The 25,723-nt window shown below is 65.6% G+C and carries 22 protein-coding genes and 1 pseudogene; 10 read left to right on the forward strand and 13 right to left on the reverse strand.

Going from position 1 to position 25,723, the window contains the following annotated elements:
- Nucleotides 1-131 precede the first annotated feature (131 nt).
- Nucleotides 132-1,124 carry a 4Fe-4S dicluster domain-containing protein gene (locus tag P1U75_RS12095; protein ID WP_300243634.1) on the reverse strand — a complete coding sequence of 331 codons (993 nt, stop codon included), beginning with the start codon at nucleotides 1,122-1,124 and terminating at the stop codon, nucleotides 132-134.
- Nucleotides 1,125-1,272: 148 nt separating this feature from the next.
- Complete coding sequence (locus P1U75_RS12100; protein ID WP_300243637.1) at nucleotides 1,273-3,153, reverse strand: sigma 54-interacting transcriptional regulator; 1,881 nt, start codon at nucleotides 3,151-3,153, stop codon at nucleotides 1,273-1,275.
- Nucleotides 3,154-3,450: 297 nt separating this feature from the next.
- Between P1U75_RS12100 and P1U75_RS12105 the strand changes: the two genes are divergently transcribed.
- Complete coding sequence (locus P1U75_RS12105) at nucleotides 3,451-4,503, forward strand: NAD(P)-dependent alcohol dehydrogenase (RefSeq protein WP_300243640.1); 1,053 nt, start codon at nucleotides 3,451-3,453, stop codon at nucleotides 4,501-4,503.
- A 1,683-nt stretch (nucleotides 4,504-6,186) separates the two neighbouring features.
- On the opposite strand, the pseudogene P1U75_RS12110 reads toward P1U75_RS12105, so the two are convergent.
- From P1U75_RS12110 to P1U75_RS12140, 7 genes and pseudogenes are all read right to left on the reverse strand, one after another.
- Nucleotides 6,187-6,288 (reverse strand): annotated as a pseudogene (locus P1U75_RS12110) (IS110 family transposase); the annotation flags it as partial.
- Nucleotides 6,289-6,513: 225 nt separating this feature from the next.
- Nucleotides 6,514-7,359: a class I SAM-dependent methyltransferase gene (locus P1U75_RS12115; protein ID WP_300243643.1), complete on the reverse strand. Its 846-nt coding sequence runs from the start codon at nucleotides 7,357-7,359 to the stop codon at nucleotides 6,514-6,516.
- Nucleotides 7,360-7,368: 9 nt separating this feature from the next.
- Nucleotides 7,369-8,703, reverse strand: a complete 1,335-nt coding sequence (locus tag P1U75_RS12120; RefSeq protein ID WP_300243646.1) for a Rieske 2Fe-2S domain-containing protein — start codon at nucleotides 8,701-8,703, stop codon at nucleotides 7,369-7,371.
- Nucleotides 8,704-8,764: 61 nt separating this feature from the next.
- Nucleotides 8,765-9,823 carry a hypothetical protein gene (locus P1U75_RS12125; protein WP_300243648.1) on the reverse strand — a complete coding sequence of 353 codons (1,059 nt, stop codon included), beginning with the start codon at nucleotides 9,821-9,823 and terminating at the stop codon, nucleotides 8,765-8,767.
- A gap of 17 nt (nucleotides 9,824-9,840) precedes the next feature.
- Nucleotides 9,841-11,676, reverse strand: a complete 1,836-nt coding sequence (locus P1U75_RS12130; protein ID WP_300243651.1) for a carbamoyltransferase — start codon at nucleotides 11,674-11,676, stop codon at nucleotides 9,841-9,843.
- A 54-nt stretch (nucleotides 11,677-11,730) separates the two neighbouring features.
- Nucleotides 11,731-11,910: a hypothetical protein gene (locus P1U75_RS12135; protein ID WP_300243654.1), complete on the reverse strand. Its 180-nt coding sequence runs from the start codon at nucleotides 11,908-11,910 to the stop codon at nucleotides 11,731-11,733.
- A gap of 39 nt (nucleotides 11,911-11,949) precedes the next feature.
- Nucleotides 11,950-12,132: a hypothetical protein gene (locus tag P1U75_RS12140; RefSeq protein WP_300243657.1), complete on the reverse strand. Its 183-nt coding sequence runs from the start codon at nucleotides 12,130-12,132 to the stop codon at nucleotides 11,950-11,952.
- Between the two features lie 195 nt (nucleotides 12,133-12,327).
- Between P1U75_RS12140 and P1U75_RS12145 the strand changes: the two genes are divergently transcribed.
- The 4 genes from P1U75_RS12145 (at nucleotide 12,328) to katG (ending at nucleotide 16,315) form a co-directional block, all read left to right on the forward strand.
- Nucleotides 12,328-12,618, forward strand: coding sequence for a metalloregulator ArsR/SmtB family transcription factor (locus tag P1U75_RS12145; RefSeq protein ID WP_300243659.1), 291 nt, complete (start codon nucleotides 12,328-12,330; stop codon nucleotides 12,616-12,618).
- Nucleotides 12,615-13,673 carry a permease gene (locus tag P1U75_RS12150; RefSeq protein WP_300243661.1) on the forward strand — a complete coding sequence of 353 codons (1,059 nt, stop codon included), beginning with the start codon at nucleotides 12,615-12,617 and terminating at the stop codon, nucleotides 13,671-13,673. Before P1U75_RS12145 ends, P1U75_RS12150 begins: the two co-directional genes overlap by 4 nt.
- Nucleotides 13,674-13,683: 10 nt before the next feature.
- The gene (locus P1U75_RS12155) at nucleotides 13,684-13,920 is read left to right on the forward strand and encodes a thioredoxin family protein (protein ID WP_300243664.1); all 237 of its coding nucleotides are present in this window, start codon (nucleotides 13,684-13,686) and stop codon (nucleotides 13,918-13,920) included.
- Between the two features lie 229 nt (nucleotides 13,921-14,149).
- Nucleotides 14,150-16,315: a catalase/peroxidase HPI gene (gene katG / locus P1U75_RS12160; RefSeq protein ID WP_300243666.1), complete on the forward strand. Its 2,166-nt coding sequence runs from the start codon at nucleotides 14,150-14,152 to the stop codon at nucleotides 16,313-16,315.
- Between the two features lie 227 nt (nucleotides 16,316-16,542).
- On the opposite strand, the gene P1U75_RS12165 is transcribed toward katG, so the two are convergent.
- Both P1U75_RS12165 and P1U75_RS12170 read right to left on the reverse strand, forming a co-directional pair.
- Nucleotides 16,543-17,043: a flavin reductase family protein gene (locus P1U75_RS12165; protein WP_300243668.1), complete on the reverse strand. Its 501-nt coding sequence runs from the start codon at nucleotides 17,041-17,043 to the stop codon at nucleotides 16,543-16,545.
- A 5-nt stretch (nucleotides 17,044-17,048) separates the two neighbouring features.
- The gene (locus P1U75_RS12170) at nucleotides 17,049-18,140 is read right to left on the reverse strand and encodes an LLM class flavin-dependent oxidoreductase (protein ID WP_300243670.1); all 1,092 of its coding nucleotides are present in this window, start codon (nucleotides 18,138-18,140) and stop codon (nucleotides 17,049-17,051) included.
- Nucleotides 18,141-18,261: 121 nt separating this feature from the next.
- Here P1U75_RS12170 and P1U75_RS12175 point away from each other — a divergent pair, with 121 nt between their 5' ends.
- The gene (locus tag P1U75_RS12175; protein WP_300243672.1) at nucleotides 18,262-18,801 is read left to right on the forward strand and encodes a winged helix DNA-binding protein; all 540 of its coding nucleotides are present in this window, start codon (nucleotides 18,262-18,264) and stop codon (nucleotides 18,799-18,801) included.
- A gap of 37 nt (nucleotides 18,802-18,838) precedes the next feature.
- Here the strand turns inward: P1U75_RS12175 and P1U75_RS12180 are convergent, their stop codons facing one another.
- Together P1U75_RS12180 and P1U75_RS12185 are read right to left on the reverse strand one after the other, a co-directional pair.
- Nucleotides 18,839-20,194: an aspartate aminotransferase family protein gene (locus tag P1U75_RS12180; RefSeq protein WP_300243674.1), complete on the reverse strand. Its 1,356-nt coding sequence runs from the start codon at nucleotides 20,192-20,194 to the stop codon at nucleotides 18,839-18,841.
- An 88-nt stretch (nucleotides 20,195-20,282) separates the two neighbouring features.
- Nucleotides 20,283-21,062 carry an IclR family transcriptional regulator gene (locus P1U75_RS12185; RefSeq protein WP_300243676.1) on the reverse strand — a complete coding sequence of 260 codons (780 nt, stop codon included), beginning with the start codon at nucleotides 21,060-21,062 and terminating at the stop codon, nucleotides 20,283-20,285.
- Between the two features lie 152 nt (nucleotides 21,063-21,214).
- Here P1U75_RS12185 and P1U75_RS12190 point away from each other — a divergent pair, with 152 nt between their 5' ends.
- Genes P1U75_RS12190 through P1U75_RS12205 form a run of 4 tightly spaced genes read left to right on the forward strand, consistent with a single transcriptional unit; the run spans nucleotide 21,215 to nucleotide 25,711 of the window.
- Nucleotides 21,215-22,153, forward strand: a complete 939-nt coding sequence (locus tag P1U75_RS12190; RefSeq protein WP_300243678.1) for a tripartite tricarboxylate transporter substrate binding protein — start codon at nucleotides 21,215-21,217, stop codon at nucleotides 22,151-22,153.
- Between the two features lie 56 nt (nucleotides 22,154-22,209).
- The gene (locus P1U75_RS12195; RefSeq protein ID WP_300243680.1) at nucleotides 22,210-22,740 is read left to right on the forward strand and encodes a tripartite tricarboxylate transporter TctB family protein; all 531 of its coding nucleotides are present in this window, start codon (nucleotides 22,210-22,212) and stop codon (nucleotides 22,738-22,740) included.
- Nucleotides 22,740-24,362, forward strand: coding sequence for a tripartite tricarboxylate transporter permease (locus tag P1U75_RS12200; protein ID WP_300243683.1), 1,623 nt, complete (start codon nucleotides 22,740-22,742; stop codon nucleotides 24,360-24,362). The genes P1U75_RS12195 and P1U75_RS12200 overlap by 1 nt, the downstream gene beginning before the upstream one ends.
- On the forward strand, nucleotides 24,332-25,711 hold the full coding sequence (locus tag P1U75_RS12205; RefSeq protein WP_300243686.1) for an aldehyde dehydrogenase: 1,380 nt from the start codon (nucleotides 24,332-24,334) through the stop codon (nucleotides 25,709-25,711). Before P1U75_RS12200 ends, P1U75_RS12205 begins: the two co-directional genes overlap by 31 nt.
- Nucleotides 25,712-25,723: the final 12 nt, after the last annotated feature.

The following is a 25,723-nucleotide window of genomic DNA, read 5'->3' on the forward strand; positions in this document are numbered from 1 at the left end:
TCCCTGCCTTCCGGGGGAATACGCGATGGCGTAACCTGGTTTCCTTACCTGACCGGATCAGCGGTGCATCGGTCTCTCCTGCGGCATCTCACGGCTGCCGGGGCTTTGAACACCGCCTGGAATTGCGGTCTCTATGCACCACCGCCAAGCCGCTCGGCCCGCTTCTCCAGCTTCGCCGCGAGGTTCAACCCGACGCCGGGCCGCGACCAGGGGCAAGCGGCGATGCAGATCGCGCAGCCGGAGCTTTCGGCGAAATAGGGAATGCAGGCGTCGAAATCGACGTACCACTTCTCGACGCCGCGCACCGTCTTCTTTTCCGGCGCGATGGCAAAGGGCGGGCAGGCATCTTCGCAGACCCGGCAATTGCTGCAGAATTCATCAATGCGAAACTCCCGCTTGGGCGTCATCGCAAAAGGCGCATCGGTCAGCACCGCGCCCAGGCGAAAGGCCGAGCCGAATTCGGGGTTGATCAGCGATCCATGCTTGCCCAGTTCGCCGAACCCGCATTCCAGCGCCGGCGGGATCATCAGGATCTTGCCCACCATCGGGCCGGTGACGGCCTCTGCCTGCCAGCCCTGCCCGCGCAGCCAGGCTGCGACCTTCTTGGACACGGCCGCCGCGCGCCAGTATTGCCGGGTGACATCCGTGCCGCCGCGCAGGGCGGGCACGTGGCGCAGCTCGTCATAAATGTGCTGCACGCCGAGCATCACCACGTTGGGAAGGTCGCTCTCCTGGTGATCGAATACCCATTCGGGCCGCATCCGGGCCACCCCGGTCATCTCGCAATCGCCGGACTCGACAAAACCCCGCAGTGCGCTGGTCCAGTCCTCCGGGCTGCGCTCGGCCCGGGTTTCGGCAACCGGCGGGTCGGGGGCTTCGCAGGCCTCGCGCCGGAGCCGGCGCAGCTCCAGCATGGTCTCGTCGGGCTCCTCGCGCTGGTAGAACCATTTCTGCAGCGGGCCGAACTCGGCCGTGTCCATGTCCGGTGTCCACCAGACCATGGTGGGTCGCCGCCCCCCTTCCTCGCCCAGCCCGTTGATGGCATTGCCCGAATAGCCCTCGGGCCAAAGCGCCATGAACTCCGGGTTCGGAGTAAAGGGGCGGTATGCGTTGTCCTTGGGCATGGGACGGCCCTCCTTTTCCGCAGCCTACGACAGAATGAACCCCTGTCAAAAGAAAGCGGCGCAGGGGGCGAGGGAGGTGTCCCCAATCCTGCGCCTGAGGTGGCGAGGCGCCCGAAAGGCCGGGAAGGCCCCATGGGAACCGCCGATATCAGGTCTGGGTCATGTGCTTGTAGACCGTGGTGCGTGACATTCCGAGCGCGCGGGCCGCTGCGGTGACATTGCCGCGGTGCCGTTCGACCGCGTGACGGATGCTGCAGCATTGCTGTTCCTTCCAAGGCACGCCGGCACATTGATCGCAGGCCCCGCTGGCCGCACCGGCGGCCTTCATGTTGGGCAGGATTCCGTCGAGGTCGGCCCAGAGCAGGGTGTCCGCGTCGCGCCACAGTGCTGCCTGGGTGATCACCGCGCGCAGCTCGTTGAGATTGCCCGGCCAGTCGTGCGCGGCAAGACGCTCGGCCACCCCGTCACCGAGTTCGATCCCCGGCCGAACGGATCGGGCGATCCGCCTGGCCAGTGCCGCGATGTCCGACCGTTCCCGCAGGGGCGGCAGGTTGATCCGCAGGGCTTCGACGCGGAAGCGCAGCGCCGGGATCAGCCGGCCCGCATGCATTGCGAGGTCGAGATCCTCGCTTGCGGCGGCAACGACGAACAGGTCGCAGCGCAGCAGCATTCCGCGCGTCGGATGGCGGTATTCCCCGCTGTCAAGGATGCGCGCGAGCGTGGCCTGGGCCGCGATCGGAAGCGCGGTGATCTCGTCGAGGAACAGGCAGCCACCGTCGGCACGCTCGAGCAGACCGGGCTCGCCGCCGCCGATGCCGAAGAAGGTGGTAGAGAACTCGGTGTCGTCAACAACCCGCCCGTCGAGCACGATGAAAGGGCCGCTGCGCCCGGAGGCGGCATGGGCCAGACGGGCAACCACCTCCTTGCCGGTGCCGGTTTCGCCGGTGATCAAGATCGGCTTGCCCTGGCGTGCAGCCTCGGGCAGCGCGCGCAGGCGCTGCTGCAATTCGGGGTCCTCGATCACCACGTCCTTGAAGCGGTTCTTTGGTTCCGTCGCCGTATCGCGATGCGCCGCCGCGTTGTCCGGCGGGTCCGGGCGCAGCCGTCCGGCCAGCGCAAAGTTCGCCCGGTTGGCCACCGCGCGCACCGATACCGTCGAGCCCATCCGATCGCGCAGGCGCAGGGTCTCGCCCTGGGCGAGGCGGCGGGCCACGTCCTCGAACCGTTGCTCGAAGATCCGGTCGAAGCTTTCGCCCCGCAGCTGCGGAAACCCGGTGAGAAACATCTCGCCGCGGCGATTGACGGCGTGGATACGGAAATCTTCCTCGAGGACCAGCATCCCGACCGAAAGCGTGCCCAGATACTCGGCCCGGGGGTGAAACTGCAGCACCACACGCTGGTCGTGCGATGACCGCAGCAGGCTGTTCTCGATATTGCTGGCCGACATCTGCACCAGCGCCGCAGTGTGCTGCTGGCGTGCGGTGCTGTGCGACGAGGCGTCAAGCATGCCGGTGAGGTTGCCGCGTCCATCGAAGATCGGGGCGCTGATACAGGACACGTCCCGGTGGTCGCGCATGAAATGTTCGCCGCCGTAGACCTGCGCCGGCTGGCCAGTGGCCATGCAGATGCCAAGCGCATTGGTGCCGCGCAGCTCCTCGGTCCAGATCGATCCCGGCACTACCATGCGCCCGGCATCGGTCTCGGCGAACTGGGTGTCGGCCAGGGCGTCGAGGACGACCCCCTCGGGCGAGCCGAGCGCGATCATGAAATTCGAGCCGGCAATCTGGTCGAACAGCAGCTCCAGCTCGGGGCGTGCGAAACGGATGAGATCGGCATGACGCTGGTTGGTCTCGCGCGTTTCCGCCTCCGATAGCATCAGCCTGCTCGCAGCCAGCAACGGGTCGAGCCCATGCGACAGGCTGCGCAGCCAGCTGTCGGATATATCGCTGGGCAGCGCCCCGCCCGGGAACCGCCCCTGTGTTTCAAGATAATGGCGCGCGCGCGTCAGCGGCGTCGTCTGGTAATTCATCGCCAGACCCTCCCCAGTCTCCGGCTGAGGCAGACCATAGCGGAAGATACGCGCGACCTGTCAACCGAAAGACTGATTCGCGGCGCTCTGTCCAGATCGTGAACAGGGCCGCTGACGGGCCCCTCGCGGTCGGCGCAGGCGGGCAAACTGTCCAGTGATTGAACGCGCGGGGGCCGGCAGTGTTCACGTGCTGCACGCAATTGCGCGATGCTGCAGCGCGGCTTGTCATCCTGCGAAAGCCGCCGCGATTGTCGCCTTCGCCGTCACTTCCGGCGGTGGTCGCAAGGCGCACTTACTATGAAAGCACAAGTTCTCCACACCTACGACACGTCCCTCACCGCCCCGACCTGGGTAACGCTGGAAGACGTGCCGGACCCGAAAATCGAGAAGCACACCGACGTGATCGTGCGCATCGGCGGAGCCGGGGTCTGCCGCACCGACCTGCACATCATCGAAGGGGTCTGGAAGCCGATCACCGACCCGACCGGCGATGCGCTGCTGCCGCTCATCATGGGCCACGAAAACGCTGGCTGGGTGGAAGAGGTCGGTCCCGAAGTCGAAGGCTTCAAGGTCGGCGACCCGGTGATCGTGCACCCGAAGCGGTCGGACGGCACCTGTATGGCCTGCCGCCGCGGGCACGACATGCACGGCGACGGCGCCTTTCCAGGGCTGGATGCCAATGGCGGCTATGCAGAATACCTGCAGACATCGGCGCGCAACCTCGTGGCGCTTCCCAAGACGCTGGCGCCGAAAGACGTGGCGCCCTATTCCGACGCCGGCCTCACCGCCTACCATGCCGCCAAGAAGGCGGCGCAGATCCTGCTGCCGGACCAGACCGCCGTGGTGATCGGCGCCGGGGGGCTCGGTCACATCGGCGTGCAGGTGCTCCGGGCGATGTGCGCGGCCCGCATCATCGTCATCGACATCTCCGAAGACGCCCTGGCGATGGCCGGAAGGTACGGCGCCGATCACCTGGTCAAGGCCGATGGCGGCGAGGTCGAGGCGGTGCTGTCGCTGACCGGCGGCCTTGGCGCCGAGGCGGTGATCGATTTCGTGGGCGAAAAGGGCACCACCTCGAAGGGCCTCGCGATGACCCGGAACATGGGCAACTACTACATCGTCGGCTACGGCGAAGACATTCGCGTGCCCACGGTCGAGATGATCATCACCGAGAAGAACATCATCGGCAACCTGGTCGGCACCTGGGCCGAACTCACCGAGTTGATGGCGCTGGCCGATCGCGGCCTGGTCGAACTGGACACCCGGGATTACCGGCTCGCCGACGCCAACCAGGCGCTGCAAGACCTCAACCAAGGCAAGATCCACGGTCGCGCTGTGCTCATCCCCTGAGCGGGTGCGCAGAAACAACAATGTCAACGGGAGGAAAAGATGACATCAACGACCAGAAAGACCCTGCGAAGGGCCCTGCTGGCCACCACGGTGATCGGCGCTGCTGCCGGTGCCGCGCGGGCCGGGGATTACACCGGATACGGCATCGACAAGGACGTGCCGGGCGCCTGTAGCTATGCGGCGATGGATGCCAAGGATTACTCCGGGCGGACGCTCAACATCATCACCCACGCGATCCCGGTCATCGGCGAGCCCACCGACCTGCACGCGCAGCAGTTCCAGGACCTCACCGGGGCGACGGTCAACGTGGTGCATGTGCCGTTCGGCGATCTGTTCCAGCGGATCATGATCCCGTTCCAGACCCAGCAGGCGGCCTATGACGTGCTGTTCTTCGCCTCGCTCTGGCTCGGGGACTTCAACCCCTATTTTGCCGAAGTTCCGCAGTCGTACCAGGAGACCTCGGGCATGGCGGCCGTCACGCCCACCTACAAGGGGGTCGCGACCTGGGACGGCAAGATGCTCGACTACACGATGGATGGCGACCGCCACTATCTGAAGTATCGTGCCGACGTGTTCTCGAACCCTGAGATGCAGGCTTACTTCAAGGACAAGACCGGCCGCGACCTGACGGTGCCTGCGACCTGGACGGAGTACAACGAGGTCGCCTCGGTGTTCAACAACATGGACTTCGACGGCGATGGCCAGCCGAATTTCGGCACCGCCGAGGTGACCAAGCGCGACGACCTGATGTTCTCGGCCTTCATCAGCCGGGTGGCGCCCTATGCCAAGCACCCCGACGTGAAGGGCGGCTTCTTCTTCGATCTCGAGACGATGACGCCGCTGGTCAACACCCCCGGCTGGGTGCGCGGACTTGAGCTTTTCGTGGATGCGCAGACATCGATGCCACCGGGCGGCACCTCGTTTGGCCTGGGCGACGAAATCTTCTCGTTCGGCGGCGGCCAGACGCTGATGTCCTACAGTTGGGACGACGCCTTCATTCAGGCGATGCAGGAAGACAGCCTGATCCGCAACAAGGTGCTGACCGCGCCGCTGCCGGGCGCGCAGGAGGTCTGGAACCGCGATACCGGCCAGTGGGATCACTTCGACACCCCCAACCGGGCGCCCTACGTCACCTGGGGCTGGACATCGGCGGTGGCCTCGGCCAGCGCCAACCAGGACATGGCGTTCGACTACCTGTGCTTCTTCTCGAACGAGGCCAACACCCTGCATGACCTGCAGATCGGCCGCTATGGGGTGAACCCCTACCGCGCCAGCCATTTCGACCCCGCACTCTACGAGGACCTGATGGGGTGGGATGCCGGCGTGGCCGAAAGCTACACCTCGACGCTGGCCTCGATCGACGGCGGCACCAACCAGGTGTTCGATCTGCGGGTTCCCGGCGTGGGCGAGTTCATGTCGTCGCTCGCGGCCGGCGTGGCCAGGGCGATGTCGGGCGAGGCAAGCCCGCAGGAGGCGCTTGATGGCGTCGCCGCCGAGTGGACCGATATCGTGGGCCGGATCGGTGCCGACCGGGTCCGCACGGCCTATGCGGGTGCGCACACCGACCGGCACGGCCCCCGGTCCCGGCAGCGCCCTTGGCGTCACCGTCCCGGCCGAGAACCTGCTGATCTACAGCGATGGCCAGCTGGTCGAATAGGCCGGCGATGCACCCGCCGGCCCGACCTGCAGCTTTGGTGCTGTGACCGCTCGACCCGCGCCGTCGCCTCCATGAACCTGAAGCACGTTCTTCGCCAGATCGAGCCCGGCCGTGGTATTGTCCGACATGACCGACCTCCTTTGTGGATCATTGCAGACCCACCTTGGCACATCGATGCAGTCGGGGGGGGGCGGTCACAGCATCAAAGTCCCTTCGTCATCACGGCTTTCGCCCGCATTACTCGCACCTTGCGGGCGTCTCCGTCGCGCCCGGCGCGGCGGGGTTGCTGTTTCGGGAAACCGTACCCGCCGAGACGGAAGGCCGGGTTGCCGTGGGATCTGGCCTGCGGCCTTTTACGGGTCGCGTTGTGCCAGAACGGTGAAAAATCCCGGAAAGAAGCGGCCTTCGTCGCGGTTGCGCCGCAATGACAGGGCCTCCTGCGCCTTTTCTTGCACCTCAAGCGTGGCGCGGTCCTCGACTTCGGCGTATCGGTTGAGGTTGGTGGACAAGAGCGCTAACCCCTCGTCGTCCAGCCATTGCCAGACCTCGGCCAGCGTATGCTGGGTTTCGTGCGGATGCAGGACCTGGTCGCGGAACCACGAGCGCAGATGGGTTTCATCGCTCAGCGTCTCGGCGCAGTCCCGGAAGCGGGAAAACGCGGCGTCCTCGCCTTCTCGCGTGCAAATCCCCCGATACAGGTCAAGAAACGGCCGCCGGCCATAAAGGTGGTAGAGCCCGACGAAGAGGAACCCGCCGGGGGCGACCATACGGGCGGCATGGGCAAAAGCGGCGCGGCAATCGCGGGTGTGGTGCAGGACCCCGATACTGACGACGAGATCGAAGGGCGCGGCGCTTTCAAACGCGAAGAGATCGCTTTCGACGAAATCGACCCTGTCCGATGTGCCCAGGCGTCCGGCGACATCGCGGGCGCGGTCCAGGGCGGGGGCGGTGAAATCCACCGCCGTAACCCTCTTGCCGTAGCGGCTGGCCATGGTGTTCGCGGCCCAGCCCGCCCCGCAGCCGAGTTCGAGCACCGAGGCAATCTCGTCTTCTTCCAGCAGCGCGTCGAGATCAGGATAGGCGGCGATCGGGTTGCGGGCGATGCTGTCGGCGGCCACGCCAGCGTCGGAGTAGAAGTTGAACGGCATGTCGCGGTAGAAATCCCGGACCCTGTCGGTCACCGAGGCGGGGTGGGTCATCCTGGTCTCCTAAAGATAATTGCGGGCATGGCGCAGCCCGGCGATTGCGAGCAGGGACAGCAGCGCCACCCCAACCAGCGCGGCCCGGAGCCCCACACCGCTGCTGAGAATGGCCACCGCCGCCGCCGCTGCCGACAGGGCCGCCAGCGCCCTGATCCCGAGGTCGATCCGGCGCAACAGGCGCTGGCAGCTCGAACAGATCGCGGTGTGCAGCCGGTGCCGGTCCTGCGGTACGTTGACCTCGTCCGGGGCGACGCCGCTGTTCCTGGCGGTGGTAAAGCCGCGATAGAACGGCAGCGCCGCGCCATGGCGATCGAGCCAGCGGCGGTATTCCACAACCAGGCGGTCCGATGTCTTGATCGGCAGCCAGGACTTGCTGAGGGGGCGGTCGGCCGCCTCGATCTCCCGGTGCTGGCCGACGACCACGCCCATGTCCTGCTCAAGGATCAGGATCTGCGACTGGTGCTCCAGCCAGCGCGGCTTCATCCGCTCCAGCAGGCCGGTGAAATTGCTGTACTTCCGATAGAGCAACCGGCAGCGCCCCTTGCCCATCGGCAGGGAAAACAGATCGAGCCCGGCCACCAGATCGGCATCTGCGTATTCCGAGGTATAGCGGACCAGATTGGGGGCAACGAACGCCACATGCGCCGCGCCCATCTCCGGCGCGTCCTCGTCCCGGTGCAGACCGATATGGCGATAGGTGGCGCGGATGCCGTCCAAGCCGCTGTGGATGATCTCGAACTTCAGCGGGCTGGCGGCCTGGCGCAACCCGCCGCCGCGCACGCCGTGATGCGCGATGTGGATATGTGCCACGTCGATGACATTCTCGATCAGGTAGCTCTGGTCATAGGGCAGGTCCATCTGGAAGGTCACCGCGGTAATCCCTTCCGCGCCAGATGCCTGCCCGGCCGGGATCAGCGACGCATCGGCCGCATCCGCCGCGCCGGCCCAGACCCAGACGATCCCGTCGACGATTTCCAGCGCGTAGCGCCGCACGCAGGAGCGGATCGGGTAATCCCGGCCTTCCAGCATCTGCGGGATCAACTGGCAGTCGCCGGCGCCGTCGAACTGCCAGCCGTGATAGAGGCATTCCAGCCTGCCATCGACGATCTGCCCGTCCGAAAGCCGCGCCATCCGGTGCGGGCACAGGTCGCGCAGGCAGTTCAGCTGGCCGGAGCCGTCAAAGAACAGCACCAGCCCGGTATCGTAGATCGAAACCTGGCTCGGCTTGTCGCGGGGAAGGTCCTCGAGAAAGGACACCGGGTACCAGCAGTTTTCCCAGTCAAAGGCCGGGCCCGCCTTGCCGGTCTCGGCCGCGCCGGCGTCGAGTGTGCTTTGGTCCATGATCAGGTCCCCTGACTCCTTCGCGGTGTTCCGCCCCTGGTTGTGCGGAATGGCGGCAGGCTCATCCCTTTTGCGCGTGCCGCACGAACTTCCAGTCCTCGCTGTCCTTTTTCAGCCGCCGGACATAATCCGACAGCCGGCCGCCGCGCTCCGCTTGGCCCCCGGCCTTGAGAAGCGCCGCGTAGCGGGCAAGCATCATGATAGCCACCGCCTCATGGGTGCGCACCCCTGCATGCATTCCGTCAGCCGCCAGGTCGGCGCGGTTCGCGAAGAAACTGTGCAACAGAAGTCGGCCCCGATCCAGTTGCGCATAAACCGGCTGGAGAACCGGTGTCCGGAAATGCCTCGGCCGCAATTCATCCGAAACGATGATGTTCTCGATCCCGCGCAGGCGGCACATCGACTGGATCAGCAGGGCGTTCCTGGCCATGTTCATGCGTCCGAAATGAACATTGTAAAGGTCGATGAACCCCTGAACCGGGATCGGCGCCGTTTCGAGTTGCTCCGGGTCGATGCCCGCAACCTTGTAGCTTTTCACCCGATTGGCCGAATAATCCTCGATCCGGTCCGGCTCCGGGAACAGGCACAGGACAAGGTCAGGCGCAACGATATCCACCTGCCGGATCAGCGTTCGCGCGCAATAATCGGCCGAGGTTCCCCCGGCGGAGAGGTTGATCACGTTGATCGCCTCTTCGGGCAAGGTCAGCGCAAGGGCCAGATGAGTCTTGAAGCGTTGGCCGAGGGTCTGCTCGAATGGAACGCCATTGCCCAGGGCGTGGCTTTCCCCCACGAGAAGAACCCGAATCCGTGCCTTTGGGTCCAGCTCCTCGCTGCGATACCCGGCGGAATTGAAACGATACTCGACGGTTTCGCTGGTGTCGCTGCCATAGGTCAGGCTGGTGCTGCCGGGCACATGCAGGGCCGTCCGGGCGTCGCAGGCCAGCAAATGCGCGCCCGGCGCGGGTTTGCGGCCTGTCGCCGCCGGTCCTGCCAGAGGCGTGACCTCGACAATCTCCGACCTGTCGAGACGCCAGGCGCGATACCGGGCCAGGGCACCGCCAAGGCCCATGAACAGCAACAGGCGCCTTGCGACCCCCCTTGCGCCTCTGCTGATGCCCATGCCGTGCCCCTTCCTGTTCAATCCGGGTCCAGGGCGCTTTTGTAATCCAGCTGCAATGCCGGATCCTGCCTCGCCTTGTCCAGTACGCTGGTTCCCGCCACCAGCATGTCGATCTCGGTGCCCATGAAACAGCGGAACGCGTCTTCTGGCGTGCACACGATCGGCTCCCCCCGCACGTTGAAGCTGGTATTCACCAGGATCGGGCAGCCTGTCCTCTCCTTGAACGCGCTCAGCAGGCTGTGCAGGCGCGGATTGGTCCGCCGGCTGACCGTTTGCAGCCGCGCCGAGAAATCCACATGGGTCACCGCCGGAATGGTCGAACGCACCCGGTTCAGCCGGTCCAGAATGTCCTCGCCGGCGCCCCCTGCGGTATCAAGGCGATGCTCCGCGCGTACCGGCGCGGTGATCAGCATGTAGGGGCTTTCGCCGTCATGCTCGAACCACTCCGACACGTCCTCTTCCAACACCACCGGCGCGAAGGGGCGAAAGCTCTCGCGGTTCTTGACCTTGAGGTTCAGAACCCTCTGCATCGTTTCCGAGCGCGCATCGGCGAGGATCGACCGCGCCCCGAGCGCCCTTGGCCCGAACTCCATCCGCCCCTGGAACCAGCCCACCGCCTTGCCCGAGGCCAGGGCCTCTGCTGTCCTGGCAATCATCTCCCCCTCGGCGAGGGTTTCGCTGACGGCTCCGGCGCGGCCAAGGCGCGCCTCGATCTCCGGTTGCGGGAAATCCGGCCCCAGGTAGGCGCCTTTCATCGCATCCGTGCCGTTGGGTGCCCGCCTCGGCTGGCCAAGGTGCTGATGCGTCGCCGCCAGCGCTGCGCCCAGTGCACAGCCGGCGTCGCCCGCCGCGGGCTGGATCCACAAGCGTTCGACACCGGTCTCGCGCAGGATCCGCCCGTTGGCGACGCAGTTCAACGCAACCCCGCCCGCGAGGCATAGGTTGCGCTGGTCGTAGCGCCGCATCATTGCGCGGACCATGCGCAGAACGATCTCCTCGGTCACCGCCTGGAGCGAGGCCGCCACATCCATGTGAAACTGCGTCAGCGGTTCGTCCTCGCCGCGGCGTGTCGGTTGCCCGAACAGCGCGCCGAAGGCTTCGGAAATCATCGACTGCCCGACGCAATAGTCGAAATAGCGCTGGTCGAGCGTAAAGCTGCCGTCCTCCTTGAGGTCCACCAGGTGATCGAAGAACAGATCGCGGAAACGGGCCGTGCCATAGGGCGCGAGCCCCATGACCTTGTATTCCCCCGACAGGACCTTGAAGCCCAGGTACTGCGTGACCGCCGTATAGAGCAACCCGAGCGAATTCGGGAACTGGAGCTCCAGTTCAGGCACCAGCTCCGCGCCCTTGCCAAGGCAGACCGAGGCCGTCGCCCACTCCCCCACGCCGTCCAGGGTCAGCACCAGCGCCTCGTCAAAGGGCGACGGGTAGAAGGCCGACGCCGCATGGCTCTGGTGATGCTCGGCAAAGAGCAGCTTTGCCGAATGGCCGGATCCCGGGAACAGCGCCTCCAGTTCCCGGAGGATCTGCCGCTTTTGCCAGAGCTTCCCCCCCAGCCAGAGCGGCACGGCCTGCCGGAAGGACCAGAACCCGCGCGGCGCGAAATCGGCAAAGCCGCGCATCATCCGGCCGAATTTCAGAACCGGCTTTTCGTGGAAAACGACATGGTCGATATCGCCCAGCCCGCAGTTTGCCTGTTCGAGGCAATAGCCGATCGCTTGGGCGGGAAAGCCGGGATCGAACTTGCGCCTGGTAAACCGCTCCTCCTGGGCGGCGGCGATGATCTCGCCGCCATCGACCAGCGCCGCGGCGCTGTCATGATAGAACGCCGAGAGCCCGAGAACCTTCATCGCCTCGCCCCGGTTTGTCCCGGATCGCAGGATTTCCGGACCACCCGCGTCACTTCAGCGCATCCGGTCCATGTCGCGAAAGGCGCCGGTCCTGCGGGGCTGCCAAAGGCTCTGCCGGTCGGCCTCATGCCGGATGACCAGCCGCCGTCCCGACACCACGCGCACAAGGACGGCAACCGGAACCCAGACCGTGAAAAAGAGAACGCCCCAGAACAGGGTTGCAAGAATGGTCATTCCGTCTCCCGCGAGAAATGGGGGAAACCCCGGTTACGGCTACCACATCGGGTAGATATCGGGGTTCTTGCCCTGCAGTTTGCGCACTTTCTTCTTGAGCCGCTCCATGCGCGACTGCCTGCGGGCGTCGGGCTTTTCGTCGGACGGTTTTGCATCCTTCTTGGCCGACATGTCCTTTTCGGACCTGCCCCGGCCTGCCGCGTCATCGACTGAGGATGTCATTGCCAAGAATCCCTTTACTCAAACCAAAACCTTTGCCTGCAGCCTGCAACAATCGGTAGGCCGCTGTAAACTGCAACCCGGGCCTCGCGCCCCTGCCCGTGCCCTCGCCGCTGCGGCATGGGAAAGAGGGATCGTCGCGAACGGATCTTGATGTCGGCCTAGCTTATGCGTATATGCGCATAAGCGGAGGTTGATATGATTCTGAACGTTCTCAGCGCACTTGCCGAACCGACGCGCCTCAGCGCGATGCATATCCTCGCCGATCACGGCGAGCATTGTGTCTGCGAGTTGATGGAGCGTTGCGGTGCCACGCAATCGCGGATGTCGCGGCACATGGGGGTGCTGAAGGCGGCTGGGCTGGTGGTCGACCGGCGCGACGCGCAATGGGTACGTTACCGGATCAATCCGGATCTTCCGGCGGATATCGCGGCGGCAGTCGCGGCGGTTCTGGCCTGCCGCAAGAACGAAGACAGGAAAGCAGCATGACAAGCGATGTAACAACGCCGCACCCGGCGCGGCCGGAATGGCAGTGGCACCTCGGCGTGGCGGGTTTTGCCGTGGCCTGGTGGCTGGTCTATCACCAGCTTGTGCCCCTGTCCGAATGGCTGGTGGCGCAACTCCCGGTCGATCGGCACAGCCACACCGGCGAGGCGCTGGCCTTTTTCTTCTACGACGTGCCCAAGGTGATGATGCTGCTGACGCTGATCGTCTTCGCGATGGGTGTCGTGCGCAGTTTCTTCAGCCCGGAAAAGACCCGCGCGTTGCTCTCGGGCAAGCGCGAGGGTCTTGGCAACGTGATGTCGGCGGGCCTCGGCATCCTGACCCCGTTCTGCTCCTGCTCGGCGGTGCCACTGTTCATCGGCTTCGTTTCGGCGGGGGTGCCTTTGGGCGTGACCTTTTCCTTCCTGATCGCGGCGCCGATGGTGAACGAGGTGGCGCTGGTGCTGCTGTTCGGGCTGGTCGGCTGGCAGGTGGCGGTGACCTATCTGGCCTTCGGGCTTGGCATCGCGATCTTGGCCGGCTTCGTGATCGGCAAGCTGCACCTGGAGGGCTGGTTGCAGGACTGGGTGCGCGACATCCATTCCGGCGCCAATGCCCCTGACTTGCCCGACGGCGAACGCCTGACCATGACCGACCGCTACGGGCTGGGCATCGAGGCGGTGCGCGAGATCTTCGCCAGGGTCTGGGTCTGGATCATCGCCGGCATCGGCATGGGCGCGTTGATCCACGGCTATGTGCCCGAAGATCTGATGGCCCGGATCATGGGCGCCGACGCCTGGTGGTCGGTGCCCGCCGCCGTCGTCATGGGTATCCCGATGTACACCAATGCCGCCGGTGTCATTCCCATCGTCGAGGCGCTGCTGGGCAAGGGCGCCGCGCTGGGCACGGTGCTGGCCTTCATGATGAGCGTGATCGCCCTGTCGCTGCCCGAGATGATCATCCTGCGCCAGGTGCTGACCCTGCGGCTGATCGCGGTCTTCATCGGCACCGTCGCCTCCGGCATCCTCGCCGTCGGCTTTCTGTTCAACCTGATTTTCTGAGGAGACATCCATGAAACCCGTCAAAGTCTATGGCCCCGGCTGCAAACGCTGCGAAGCCACCGCGCAAATGATCCAGGAGGCGGCAGAGCGCCTGGGCGTCGAGGTCGCGGTCGAAAAGGTCACCGATCCGCGCCAGATCGCCATGGCCGGTGTCATGTCGACGCCCGGAATCGCGGTCGATGGCAAGCTGGTCCATGCGGGCGGCCTGCCGGACAAGGCAAAGCTCGACGGCTGGCTGGCCGCGTAAGCGGGGCATTCCGACCGATGGGCGCGATTTCCCATCGGTGCGGCGTCGTGGCCTGATGCGGCCCGCCTCGGTAGATCCATAGTCAAAGATTATCGCTCCGATCAACAAATAGAACTTATCCCAATGGCGCGGATTTGTTAGAACGATTCCAGAGAAAAGGCGCGCAATGTCCTTGGGGCCGCGCTGCCTTTGGCGCGTTTGCAGCATAGCGATGAAATGGGAGAGAGTTATGGACGGAAACGATATCGGCAAATGCCCGGTCATGCACGGGGCCATCACGGCCAACGACAAATCGGTGGTGGAGTGGTGGCCGAAGGCGCTGAACCTCGACATTCTGCACCAGCATGACAGCAAGACCAATCCGATGGGCGAGGATTTCGACTATCGCGAAGAGCTGAAAACGCTGGACGTGGACGCGCTGAAAAAGGATCTGACCGCGCTGATGACCGACAGCCAGGACTGGTGGCCGGCCGATTGGGGCCACTACGGCGGGTTGATGATCCGCATGGCCTGGCATGCCGCGGGCACCTACCGCGTCTCCGATGGCCGTGGCGGCGCCGGCACCGGCAACCAGCGGTTCGCGCCGCTGAACAGCTGGCCGGATAACGGCAACCTCGACAAGGCGCGCCGCCTGCTCTGGCCGATCAAGAGGAAATACGGCAACAAGATCTCCTGGGCCGACCTGATCATCCTGGCCGGCAACGTGGCCTATGAATCGATGGGCTTCAAAACCTTCGGCTTCTCCTTCGGCCGCGAGGATATCTGGCACCCGGAGAAGGACGTCTACTGGGGCAGCGAGAAAGAGTGGCTGGCGCCCTCGGACGAGCGTTATGACGATGTCGCCAAGCCGGACAGCATGGAAAACCCGCTGGCCGCCGTGCAAATGGGCCTGATCTACGTGAACCCCGAAGGCGTCAACGGCCAGCCCGACCCGCTGAAGACCGCCGCCCAGGTGCGCGAGACCTTCGCGCGGATGGCGATGGACGACGCGGAAACCGTCGCCCTGACGGCCGGCGGCCACACTGTCGGAAAGGCCCACGGCAACGGCGATGCCGCCCTGCTGGGCGCCGAACCCGAAGGCGCGGGACTTGAAGCGCAGGGCCTCGGCTGGAGCAACCCCAACATGGGCGGCAAGGCAGCCAACGCCGTGACCTCCGGCGTCGAGGGCGCCTGGACCACCAACCCGACGCAATGGGACAACGGCTATTTCGATCTGCTGCTGAACCATGAGTGGGAGCTGAAGAAGAGCCCCGCCGGAGCCTGGCAGTGGGAGCCGGTCGACATCAAGGACGAGGACAGGCCGGTCGATGCCTCCGATCCCTCGGTCCGTCACAACCCGATCATGACCGATGCGGACATGGCAATGAAAATGGACCCGGCCTATCGCGAGATTTCGGAGCGGTTCCACAAGAACCCCAAGGAATTCGACGAGGCCTTTGCCCGCGCCTGGTTCAAGCTGACCCACCGCGACATGGGCCCCAAGGCCCGCTACGTCGGTCCCGAGGCTCCGGCCGAGGATCTGATCTGGCAGGATCCGGTGCCCGCGGGCTCCACCGCCTATGACATCGGCGCGGTCAAGGCCAAGATCGCCGCCAGCGGCCTGAGCGCAGCCGAGATGGTGGCGACGGCCTGGGACAGCGCCCGCACCTTCCGCCAGTCGGATTATCGCGGCGGCGCCAATGGCGCGCGCATCCGGCTGGCACCGCAGAAGGACTGGGAGGGCAACGAGCCCGAGCGTCTGGCCAGGGTGCTGTCGGTGCTGGAGCCAATCGCGGCGGAAACCGGCGCCAGCGTCGCAGATGTGATCGTGCTGGCCGGCAATCTCGGTGTCGAACAGGCGGCACGGGCGGCAGGTTTCGACATCACGGTGCCCTTCGCCCCGGGCCGTGGCGACGCGACCGAGGAGCAGACCGACGCCGCCTCCTTCGATGTTCTGGAACCGCTGGCCGACGGCTATCGCAACTGGCAGAAGAAGGATTACGTCGTCACCGCCGAGGAACTGCTGCTCGACCGCACCCAGTTGATGGGGCTGACCGCGCATGAAATGACCGCGCTGGTTGGTGGCATGCGGGTGATCGGCGCCAACCACGGCGGCAGCATGGATGGCGTGTTCACCGACCGCGTCGGCGCGCTGACCAATGACTTTTTCGTCAACCTGACCGACATGGCCTATCAGTGGAATCCGACCGGCAGCAATTCCTACGACATCGTCGATCGCACATCCGGGGAGACCAAGTGGACCGCGAGCCGCGTCGATCTGGTGTTCGGTTCGAACTCGGTCCTGCGCGCCTATGCCGAGGTCTATGCCCAGGACGACAACAAGGAGAAGTTCGCCAAGGACTTCGTCGCCGCCTGGACCAAGGTGATGGAGGCCGACCGCTTCGATATGGCCTGATCGGGACTGAACGGGCAGGGGGCACGATCCCCCTGTCGGAAAACCGAAGGCGCGTCGCTTTGGCGGCGCGCTTTTTTTGCGCTGGCGTCCGGGATCGAAAAAAGACCCCGCGCGGGACCGGCCCGGCCGGGTCAGGGTCCGGCGGCGCGACGGGGAGAGGCGCGCCACCGGCAGCAAAGAGCGGCGCCGGTTCGAAAACGTACGGAACCGGCGCCGGAATGTACGGTTCAGGCGGCCAGCCTGCGGAACCCGCCGTCCCAATAGACCAGCGCGCCCTGGTCCGGGTTGGTGATCACCGCCCGCACCCGTCCGATCACGATGGAATGGGTGGCCCGGTCGATCATTTCCTCGACCTCGCAGTCGAAGGCGGCGGGCGCATCCGCCAGCAGCTGCGCGCCGGTCACCGCCGTCACCCAACCGGCCCCGGCGTAGCGGTCCGCCCCCTTGACGCCGCCGAACCCGCTGAAGCGTTTGGCCACCTCTTCGTGCTGCTTGCCCAGCGAGGACCAGCCGAACCGCCCGTAGCGTTCGAACATCGGCCAACTCGACGCGCTGCGGTTCACACAGGCCAGCAACAGCGGCGGCTCCGCCGAGAGCGAGATCGCCGAGGTGACGACGAGGCCGGTGCGCTCGGCGCCATCTCCCACCGTCAGCACCGAGCAGTTGCCGACCAGCGCGCGCATCGCGCCGGTGAAGCTCTTGGCGTCGGGGTCGGTGATCGGGGTCATCGCGTTCACCGGATTCCCGCTTCGGCCAGGATCGGCAGCACGTTGTCGCGGAAGAAGGGGAATTCCTCGGCGTAATCGACGAAGGAAAGCGTGCTGCCGGCGAACCCGGTTTCATGCAGTTTGATGATCCCCTCGGCCACCTGCTGCGGCGTGCCGACAAGGGGGAAACCGCCGTGCCCCTGCGCCATCAAATAGCGGATCTGTGCCAGCAGGTCGTGCGGGAAACTGTGGGCATGGGCGAACTGCAGGTTGACCAGGTTGTCGACCGCCTCCCAGTCGGCGTTGTCGTCGGTGATGTATTTCTGATAGGCGCGCGCCTCTGCCTCGGTCTCGCGGCAGATCACGTGGCTGAAGGTCAGCACGCCGACATCGCGGCCCTTGCCGCGCGCCTGTTCCTTCAACTCCTGGATCTCGTCCCTGGACCGGGCCAGGTCGATTGCGGGGGTAAACAGGTAGTTGGCGTTGTCGGTGGCGAAATCACGGCCCTGCGGCGATCCGGCGGCGTTCAGGATCGGCACCGTGCCGCTCAACGGCTTGGGGTCGCCCGCCACGTGCTTGAGGTTGAAGTACTTGCCGTCCCAGTCGAAATATTCTTCCGATTCCCACAGCTTGCGGATCACGTCGAGCCACTCCTGCGCATAGCCATAGCGGGTCTCGTGATCGTCGGGCAGGGTCAGCCCCAGCGCCTCGTACTCCGGCTTGTTCCAGCCGGCCACGATGTTCAGCCCGGCGCGCCCCTTGCCGATCTGGTCGATGGTGGCGATCTGCTTGGCCACCACCACCGGGTTGTTGGCGGCGGTGTGGATGGTGGCGAAGACGGTCAGGTTCTGGGTATGGGCCAGCAGACCGGCGGCCCATGTCATCGTCTCCAGCACGCCGCCGTGAAAGTCGGTCTCGCCGCCATAACCGATCCAGCGGGCGATCGGCAGCATGAAGTCGATGCCCGCCGCATCCAGCATCTTGCCGAGCCTGAGGTTGTTCTCCCAGCTGTTGTTCCAGCGTTCCGGCGCCTTGGTCACGGTCATCCCCGAGGAGCAGTTGGACGAGAAGGTGCCGAGCTTGAAGCCGTCTCTTTTCATCATCAAATTAGTTGTCATTGCATGTATCTCCGTGTTGGACGTGGAAATACTGTGGATTTTTAACTTGAAAGTCTATTTAAAAATTACATTGCACCACCCGCATCGCTGCGGGAAACTCGCTGTCCGGAGGGAAATGCTTGTGAATGCATCAAAAAACAGCGAGTCCGACGATGGGCCGGATTTTCTCTGGCACCTCTCGGGCGACCCCGGCGAGGTCAGCACGACCGAGGCGGAGTTTGCCCTGATGCGGGCGTTCGAGGGATTCGGGCGCTGGCAGTCGGAGTGTCTGGCTTCGGTCTGCGACCTGGCGGCGAGCGGGCCGGAGAACGCGCTTTTGCACATCATCCGGATGAACGACCGGCCCAAGTCGATCAAGGAACTGGCACGGCTCACCAACCGCGACGACATCCCCAATATCCAGTATTCGCTGCGCAAGCTGACCGGCGCCGGGCTGGTCGAGAAACAGGGGTCCGGGCGGACCGGCGTCACCTATGAGGCGACCGAAGAGGGGCGCCGGGTCACCGACAGCTACAGCATCCTGCGCCGCAAACTGTTGATCGAGAAGATCAACAGCCTGCCCGGATTCCCCGAGCAACTGGCCGAGGCGACACGCGCGCTCAACCTGCTGACCGGGATCTACGAAGAGGCCGCGCGGGTGGCGGCAACGCACCGGCGCTGAGGTGCGGGGGCCAGCAGCGCGGCCCCCGACCGCTCCCTCAGCCCGCGGCGGAGAGCCCGGCGTCGAGTGCTGCGAGGATGATATCGGCCTCGTCGCTGGACAGGATCAGTGGCGGCGACAGGATGATGTTGGGCCCCGAAACCCGCACCATCGCGCCGCTCTGATAGGCCACCTCCTGCACCGTGTTGATGGTCTTCTTGTCGATCGGCGCCTTGCTGGCGCGGTCGCTGACCAGTTCCATCGCGCACATCAACCCGTGGCCACCGCGCACGTCGCCGATCACCTCGTATTTCTCCTGAAGGGTCAGCAGGCCCTGATGCAGTTGCGCCCCGCGCGCGGCGGCGTTTTCCGGCACGTTCAGCCGCAACGTCTCGGCCAGACAGGCCAGCGCGGCGGCGGCCCCGACCGGATGACCGGAGTAGGTGTAGCCGTGGCCGACGGCGGCGCGGCCGCTTTCGTCCTTCTCGAAGGTCTCGGCGACATGTTCGGCGATCATCACCGCGCCGAACGGGAAATAACCGTTGGTGATCGCCTTGGCGGTGCACATCAGGTCGGGCTGCACGCCCCAGTGGCGCGATCCGGTCCAGCTTCCGGTGCGGCCGAAGGCGGTGATCACCTCGTCCGCGATCAGCAGGATGCCGTGCCTGGAACAGATCTCGCGCACCCCGGGCATGAAGCTTTCGTGCGGCGGGATCACCCCGCCGGCCCCGAGGACCGGTTCCATGATCATCGCCGCGATGGTGCCGGCGCCCTGAAACGCGATCTCATCCTCCAGCGCCGACAGGCAAAGCTGTGCCAGCCGCTCCGGGTCGGTCTCATCAAACGGGTTGCGATAGGTATAGGGCGCCGGGATGTGGTGGCAGCCGGGCAGAAGCGGTTCGTACTGGGTGCGGAAGTTGGCGTTGCCGTTGACCGATGCGCCACCCATGTGGGTGCCGTGATAGCCCTTTTTCAGGCTCAGGAACTTGACCCGACCGGCCTCGCCCCGGATCTTGTGGTACTGGCGCGCCAGCCGCAGCGCGGTTTCCACCGAGTCGGATCCGCCCGAGGTGTAGAAGGCGCGGCTGAGTCCGTCGGGTTCGAAAAAGTCGCGCAGCTCTTCGGCCAGCTGGATCACCGCGTCATTGGTGGTGCCCCGGAAGATCGAGTAATAGGGCAGCTGGTCGAGCTGGGCCGCGATCGCATCCTTGATCGGCTGGCAGGAGAACCCGAGGTTCACGTTCCACAGCCCGCCGACGCCATCGACCACCTCGTGGCCGTCCACATCGGTGATCCGCACGCCCTGGGCGCCGGTGACGATGGTCGGCGGGTTGGCCTGGCTGTCGGCCGGATGCGCCATCGGATGCCACAGCGACCGGGCGTTGTGTTCCTTTAGGAAATTGGAATCTTTCATCGGGACAGCTCCTTGCTGGGGGCCACTCGGTCGAGGGCCGGATAGGGGGGCGCCGCCATGGCGGAGGCAAAGGGGAAAGGGGGGCGGGTCATGCGGCCATCCGCCTGGGATAGGCCGGCGGGCAGCTGCCGCCGATGTCCCGCGTCAGCGCCAATGCGGCGCGGTTCAACTCGGTTCGGATCAGGGCGCGCAGCTCCGCCGTCATGCGCGACACCGGGGCGGCCACGGCCAGCGCGCCGATCGGCCTGCCATCGGCCCCGAAAATCGGCGTGGCGTGGGAATGCACGTCGGCCTCGAACCCGCCGATGGATTCGGCGATGCCCTCGGCGCGCACCCGGTCCAGCAACGCGCGGATCCGTTCGGGATCGGTGACGGTGTCGCCGGTATGGGCGGCCAGCGGCCGGGACAGCACGGCATCGACAAAGCCCGGATCGGCATAGGCCAGAAACGCCAGCCCGGAGGCGGTGCCGTGAAAGGAAATCACCTCGGCATCGTCCATCGCCACGCGGGTGGCATGGCTGGGGCTGTAGGCGTGCGCGATGGTGTTGAGCACCTCTGCGCGCACCAGTGAGACATGGGTGGTCTCGCCGGTCGCCGCGCTGAGCCCGTCGAGCACCCCGCGCGAGACGGTGAGGATCGGCACCGAGGCCTCGCGCAGGGCGGCCAGCCGCAGAACCTCCGGGCCCAGACGATAGGCGCGGCCCGTTCCGGCCTGTTCGACGAATCCCCCCGCCTGCAATTCGGTGAGCAGGCGATAGGCGGTGGCCTTGTTCATGCCCGAAAGCCGGGTGAGATCGCTGAGCCCGATCTCGGGCCGTGTCTGGGTGAAAAACGTCAGCAACGACAAGGCTTTGGTGACGGTACCCATCTTTCATCGTCCTCCCGCTGCGATTGGATTGCAGGCTTTTTCATGTTTTTCGGCCAGCCGGTCTGCAATGGTGTTGACAGATCGGCGCGTGGGCTGTCAATCTAAAACAAACCAATGGTTCAAATAATGAACCGGCAACAAGGAGGTCTGCAATGAAACTTTCCCTTACCCTCGCCACGGCAGCGGCGGCGGCGCTGATGAGTGCCGGCGCGGCGCTGGCCGAATACCCCGAAAAGCCGGTAAACTTCATCGTGCCCTGGCCGCCGGGCGATCTGGAGGATGTGCTGACCCGGATGATCGCCGAGGATTTCCAGACCGAATACGGCATCGCGGCGGCGGTGGTGAACAAGCCCGGCGGCGGCGGCGGCCCTTTCCCCGGCGCCATCGAGGTGGCCAATGCGCCGGCCGATGGTTATACCATCGGTTCTTTCGTGATCGGCGTGCCGGTGGTCGGCCACCAGATCGACATCCCGCCGTTGACCCCGGCAAAGTTCGATCCGCTGGGCATCTTCCTGACCTATCCCTTCGTCATCGCCACCTCTGGCGACGCGCCCTATTCCTCGATGGCCGAACTGGCCGCCTACGCCAGGGAGAACGAGGTTGCGCTGGGCCATTTCGGCGACGTGCTGACACCGACCCAGGTGACCAAGGCCTATGCCAAGACCGCCGGTTTCGACTTCGGCTCCGACGCGGCGTTTGACGCGCTCGACTGCAACACGCTGGCCAGCGGCGACGCGGATGTGATCAACACCACACTGCAGCTGATCCTGCCCTGTCTCGACAGCGTCAAGGTTCTGGTCTCGATCACCGACGAGCGCATCCCGCTGATCCCCGACACCCCCACCATCGGAGAGCTCGAGGCAAGCCTCGACATCGCGCTGTGGAACGGGCTCTTCGTGACCAAGGACACGCCGCAGGACGTGCGCGACAAGATCATCGCGGTGGCCAGCAAGACGGTGATGAGCGAGCGGGCGCAGAACGTCGCCAAGGAGACCGGCGCGCTGGTCTACTGGCAGAACGCCGATGACAGCGCCGCGCGCATCGCCAAGGACATCGACACCGTTGCCCGCATCGGCGAACTGCTGGAATGATCTGCCCGGGGGGCCGGGGAATGTCCCCGGCCCCTGGCCCTGCGGAGTGACGCCAGATGGCAACCGAACGTGAGCGCCGCTTTGCCGGACCCCGGCGCGGCCAGATCCTTTTTGCGCTGGGCTTCGTGGCGCTGTCGGTTCTGCTGCTGACGCAGATCGGCAGCCAGACCCGCTGGGCCGAGCGCACCGCCTTCTTTTCCCAACCCCGGTTCTGGCCGGCGGTGGGGCTGGGCGGCATGGTGTTGCTGGGCGGGCTGCACCTGAAGCGGCTGCCCTGGCGCCGTTTCACCACCGCCGACCGGGCCGAACTGCGCCGCTGGGCCTCGGTGCTGGAATACGCGGTCTGGTTCCTTGTCTACGTGCTGCTGGTGCCGCTGCTGGGTTACCTGCCTGTGACCCTGATCTTCGTGCCGCTGCTGGCCTGGCGCATGGGCTATCGCAGCCGGTTCATGATGGTCGTCAGCCTCGTCTTCGCGGTGGCGGTGGTGGTGCTGTTCAAATCCTTTCTCGGCGTGAAGATCCCCGGCGGTGCGGTCTATGAGTATCTGCCCGGCGGATTGCGCAGCTTTTTCATCCTGAACCTCTGATGGATCTTCTTCTCTCCGCAATCGAGATCCTGATGCGCTGGGACGTGGCGCTGGCGCTGCTGGTGGGCTCGGTCGGCGGCGTGCTGATCGGCGCGATCCCCGGCGTCGGCCCGGCGGTGGCGATCGCCATCCTGCTGCCCGCGACCTTTTCGATGGACCCGATCGTCGGGCTGACGGTGCTTTTGGGCATCTACGGCAGTTCCATGTACGGCGGCTCGATCCCCGCCATCCTGATCAACACGCCGGGCACCGCGGTCAACGCGCTGACCACCTATGACGGCTACCCGATGACCGCGCGCGGAGAGCCGCGCCGCGCGCTGTCGCTGGCCTATTCGTCGTCCTTCTTCGGCGGCATCTTCTCGGTGATCTGCCTGATCCTCTTCGCGCCGGTTCTGGCAAGGATCGCGCCGATGTTCGGCAGCCGCGAGATCTTTCTCGCGGCCCTTCTTGGCATCATCCTGGTGGTCGTCGCCCACCGGGGGCAGGCGCTGATGGCCGGGGCGCTGGCCGCCTTCGGCATCTTTCTGCAGACGATCGGGCTGGAGCCGGTGAAATATTCCCAGCGCTACACCTTCGATCAGCCGTTCCTGCAGGGCGGCATCAACCTGATCGTGGTGGTGCTCGGCCTCTTTGCGCTCAGCCAGGCCTTCGTGCTGCTGACCAGCGAGGATGAGAAGATCCGCACCACCCGGCTCTCCGGCGGCAGCCTGTTCCAGGGGATGCGCGAGCTTTTGCGTCATCCGCGCATCGCCAGCGTCTCGGCGGGCTTCGGGGTGATCATGGGAATGATCCCCGGCGTCGGCGAATTCACCGCCCAGTTCATGTCCTATACCTACGCGCAGCGCACCTCGAAACGACCCGAGGATTTCGGTCGCGGCTCCTCCGAGGGGCTGATCGCGGCAGAGACCGCCAACAACGCGGTGCCTGCCGCCGCCATGGTGCCGCTGCTGGCGCTGGGCATCCCGGGCGAGGCGCTGACCGCGATGATGCTGAGCGTCTTCTACGTTCACAACGTGGTGCCGGGGCCGGGCCTGTTCCAGAACGACATGGATTTCGTCGTCGCCCTCTATATCGCGCTGCTGATCCTCAACCTGCTGGTGCTGGCCTTTCTCCTGGTGGCGACCAAATCGCTGATCCAGGTGGTCAAGATCCCCAACCGCTTTCTCGGGGTCTGCATCCTCACGCTCAGTTTCGTCGGGGTCTATTCGCTGCGCAACTCGGCTACCGATTGCGTGCTCGCGGCGGTCTTCGGGGTGCTGGGCTATATCCTGAAACGGCTGTCGCTTCCGGCGGTGCCGATCATCCTCGGCATGGTTCTGGGCGGCATCATGGAGGTCAAGCTGCGCGCCGGAATGGCACGGGTGAAAACCCCGCTCGACATGATCGACCGCCCGGTTTCCTTCATCCTTTTTCTTATCATCGTCTTGGTCCTGGTGATCCATGTCCGCCGTCTCTGGCTGGACCGCCGTGACCTCAAGGAGGCCGAATGGCTGAGCAATCACAGATCGACGAGCTTCGGCAGGCTGCTGTTGCGCCGCAAAAGCTCTTTCTTGATGGAACGTGGCAAGCTGCAGAGGGCGCGCCGCTTGAAGTGGTATCGCCGATTGATGGATCTGTTCTGACCACACTTGCGGGCGCCTCCGCCGCGGATGTGGAGCGCGCGGTCGCCAGTGCCCGCGCCGCCTTTGACGACGGGCGCTGGTCGCGGCTGGCGCCTGCCGCGCGGAAGAAGGTGATGCACGCCATCGCCGACCGGATCGAGGCCGAGGCGCTGGAACTGGCCGTGCTGGGCATTCGCGACAACGGGACCGAGTTCAACATGGCCTTCAAGGCCGAGCCGGGATCGGCGGCGGGCACCTTTCGCTATTACGCCGAGGCCATCGACAAGGTGGCGGGCGAGATCGCGCCGACCGCCGCGGATGTGCTGGGCCTCGTGCACCGCGAACCGGTGGGGGTGGTGGGGGCCATCGTGCCCTGGAACTTCCCGCTGATGATCGGGGCGTGGAAACTGGCGCCGGCGCTGGCGATGGGCAATTCGGTGGTGCTGAAACCGGCCGAGACCGCCTCGCTCACGCTGCTGCGGCTGGCCGAGATCTGTTCCGACTGCGGGCTGCCCGACGGGGTGCTGAACGTGGTCACCGGCCCCGGGGCCGAGACCGGCGCGGCGCTGTCGGCCTCGATGGGGGTCGATGTGCTGACCTTCACCGGATCGGGCGCCACGGGCCGCCGGCTGCTGGAGGCCTCTGCCGCCTCCAACCTCAAGCGGGTCTACCTGGAGCTGGGCGGCAAGTCGCCCAACATCGTCTTTGCCGATGCCCCCGATCTGGGGCAGGCGGCAAAGGTCTCGGCGATGGGGATCTTTCGCAATTCCGGGCAGGTCTGCGTTGCCGGCTCACGCCTTTTGGTGGAGCGCGCGGTCCATGATGACTTCGTTGCCATGCTGACCGAGGAGGCCGAGGCGTTGCGAGTGGGCGATCCGCTCGATCTCGCCTCTCAGATCGGCGCGGTGAACTCCGAGGATCAGCTGCGCCGCAACCTCTCGTTCATGGACATGGCGCGGGCCGAGGGCGGACGGATCGCCACCGGCGGCAGCCGCATCCTGCAGGAGACCGGCGGCACCTACATGGCGCCCACCGTCGTCACCCATGTCACCCCCGACGCCACGCTGTTTCAGCGCGAGGTGTTCGGCCCGGTCCTCGCCGTCACGGCGTTCGACAGCGAGCAAGAGGCGCTGCACCTGGCCAATGCGACCGACTTCGGGCTGGCCGCCGCGGTCTGGACCGGCAACCTTGGCCGCGCGCATCGCATGGTGGCGGGCATCCGTGCCGGCGTGGTGCATGTGAACACCTACGGCGGCGCCGACATGACCGTGCCGCTGGGCGGCGTCAAACAATCCGGTAACGGGCATGACAAATCGCTGCACGCGCTCGACAAATACGTTGACCTCAAGACAGCCTGGATCCAGCTGTAACGCAACCCAGGG

This window comes from Antarcticimicrobium sp. (genome assembly GCF_029212575.1).
Taxonomy (GTDB): Bacteria; Pseudomonadota; Alphaproteobacteria; order Rhodobacterales; family Rhodobacteraceae; genus Antarcticimicrobium.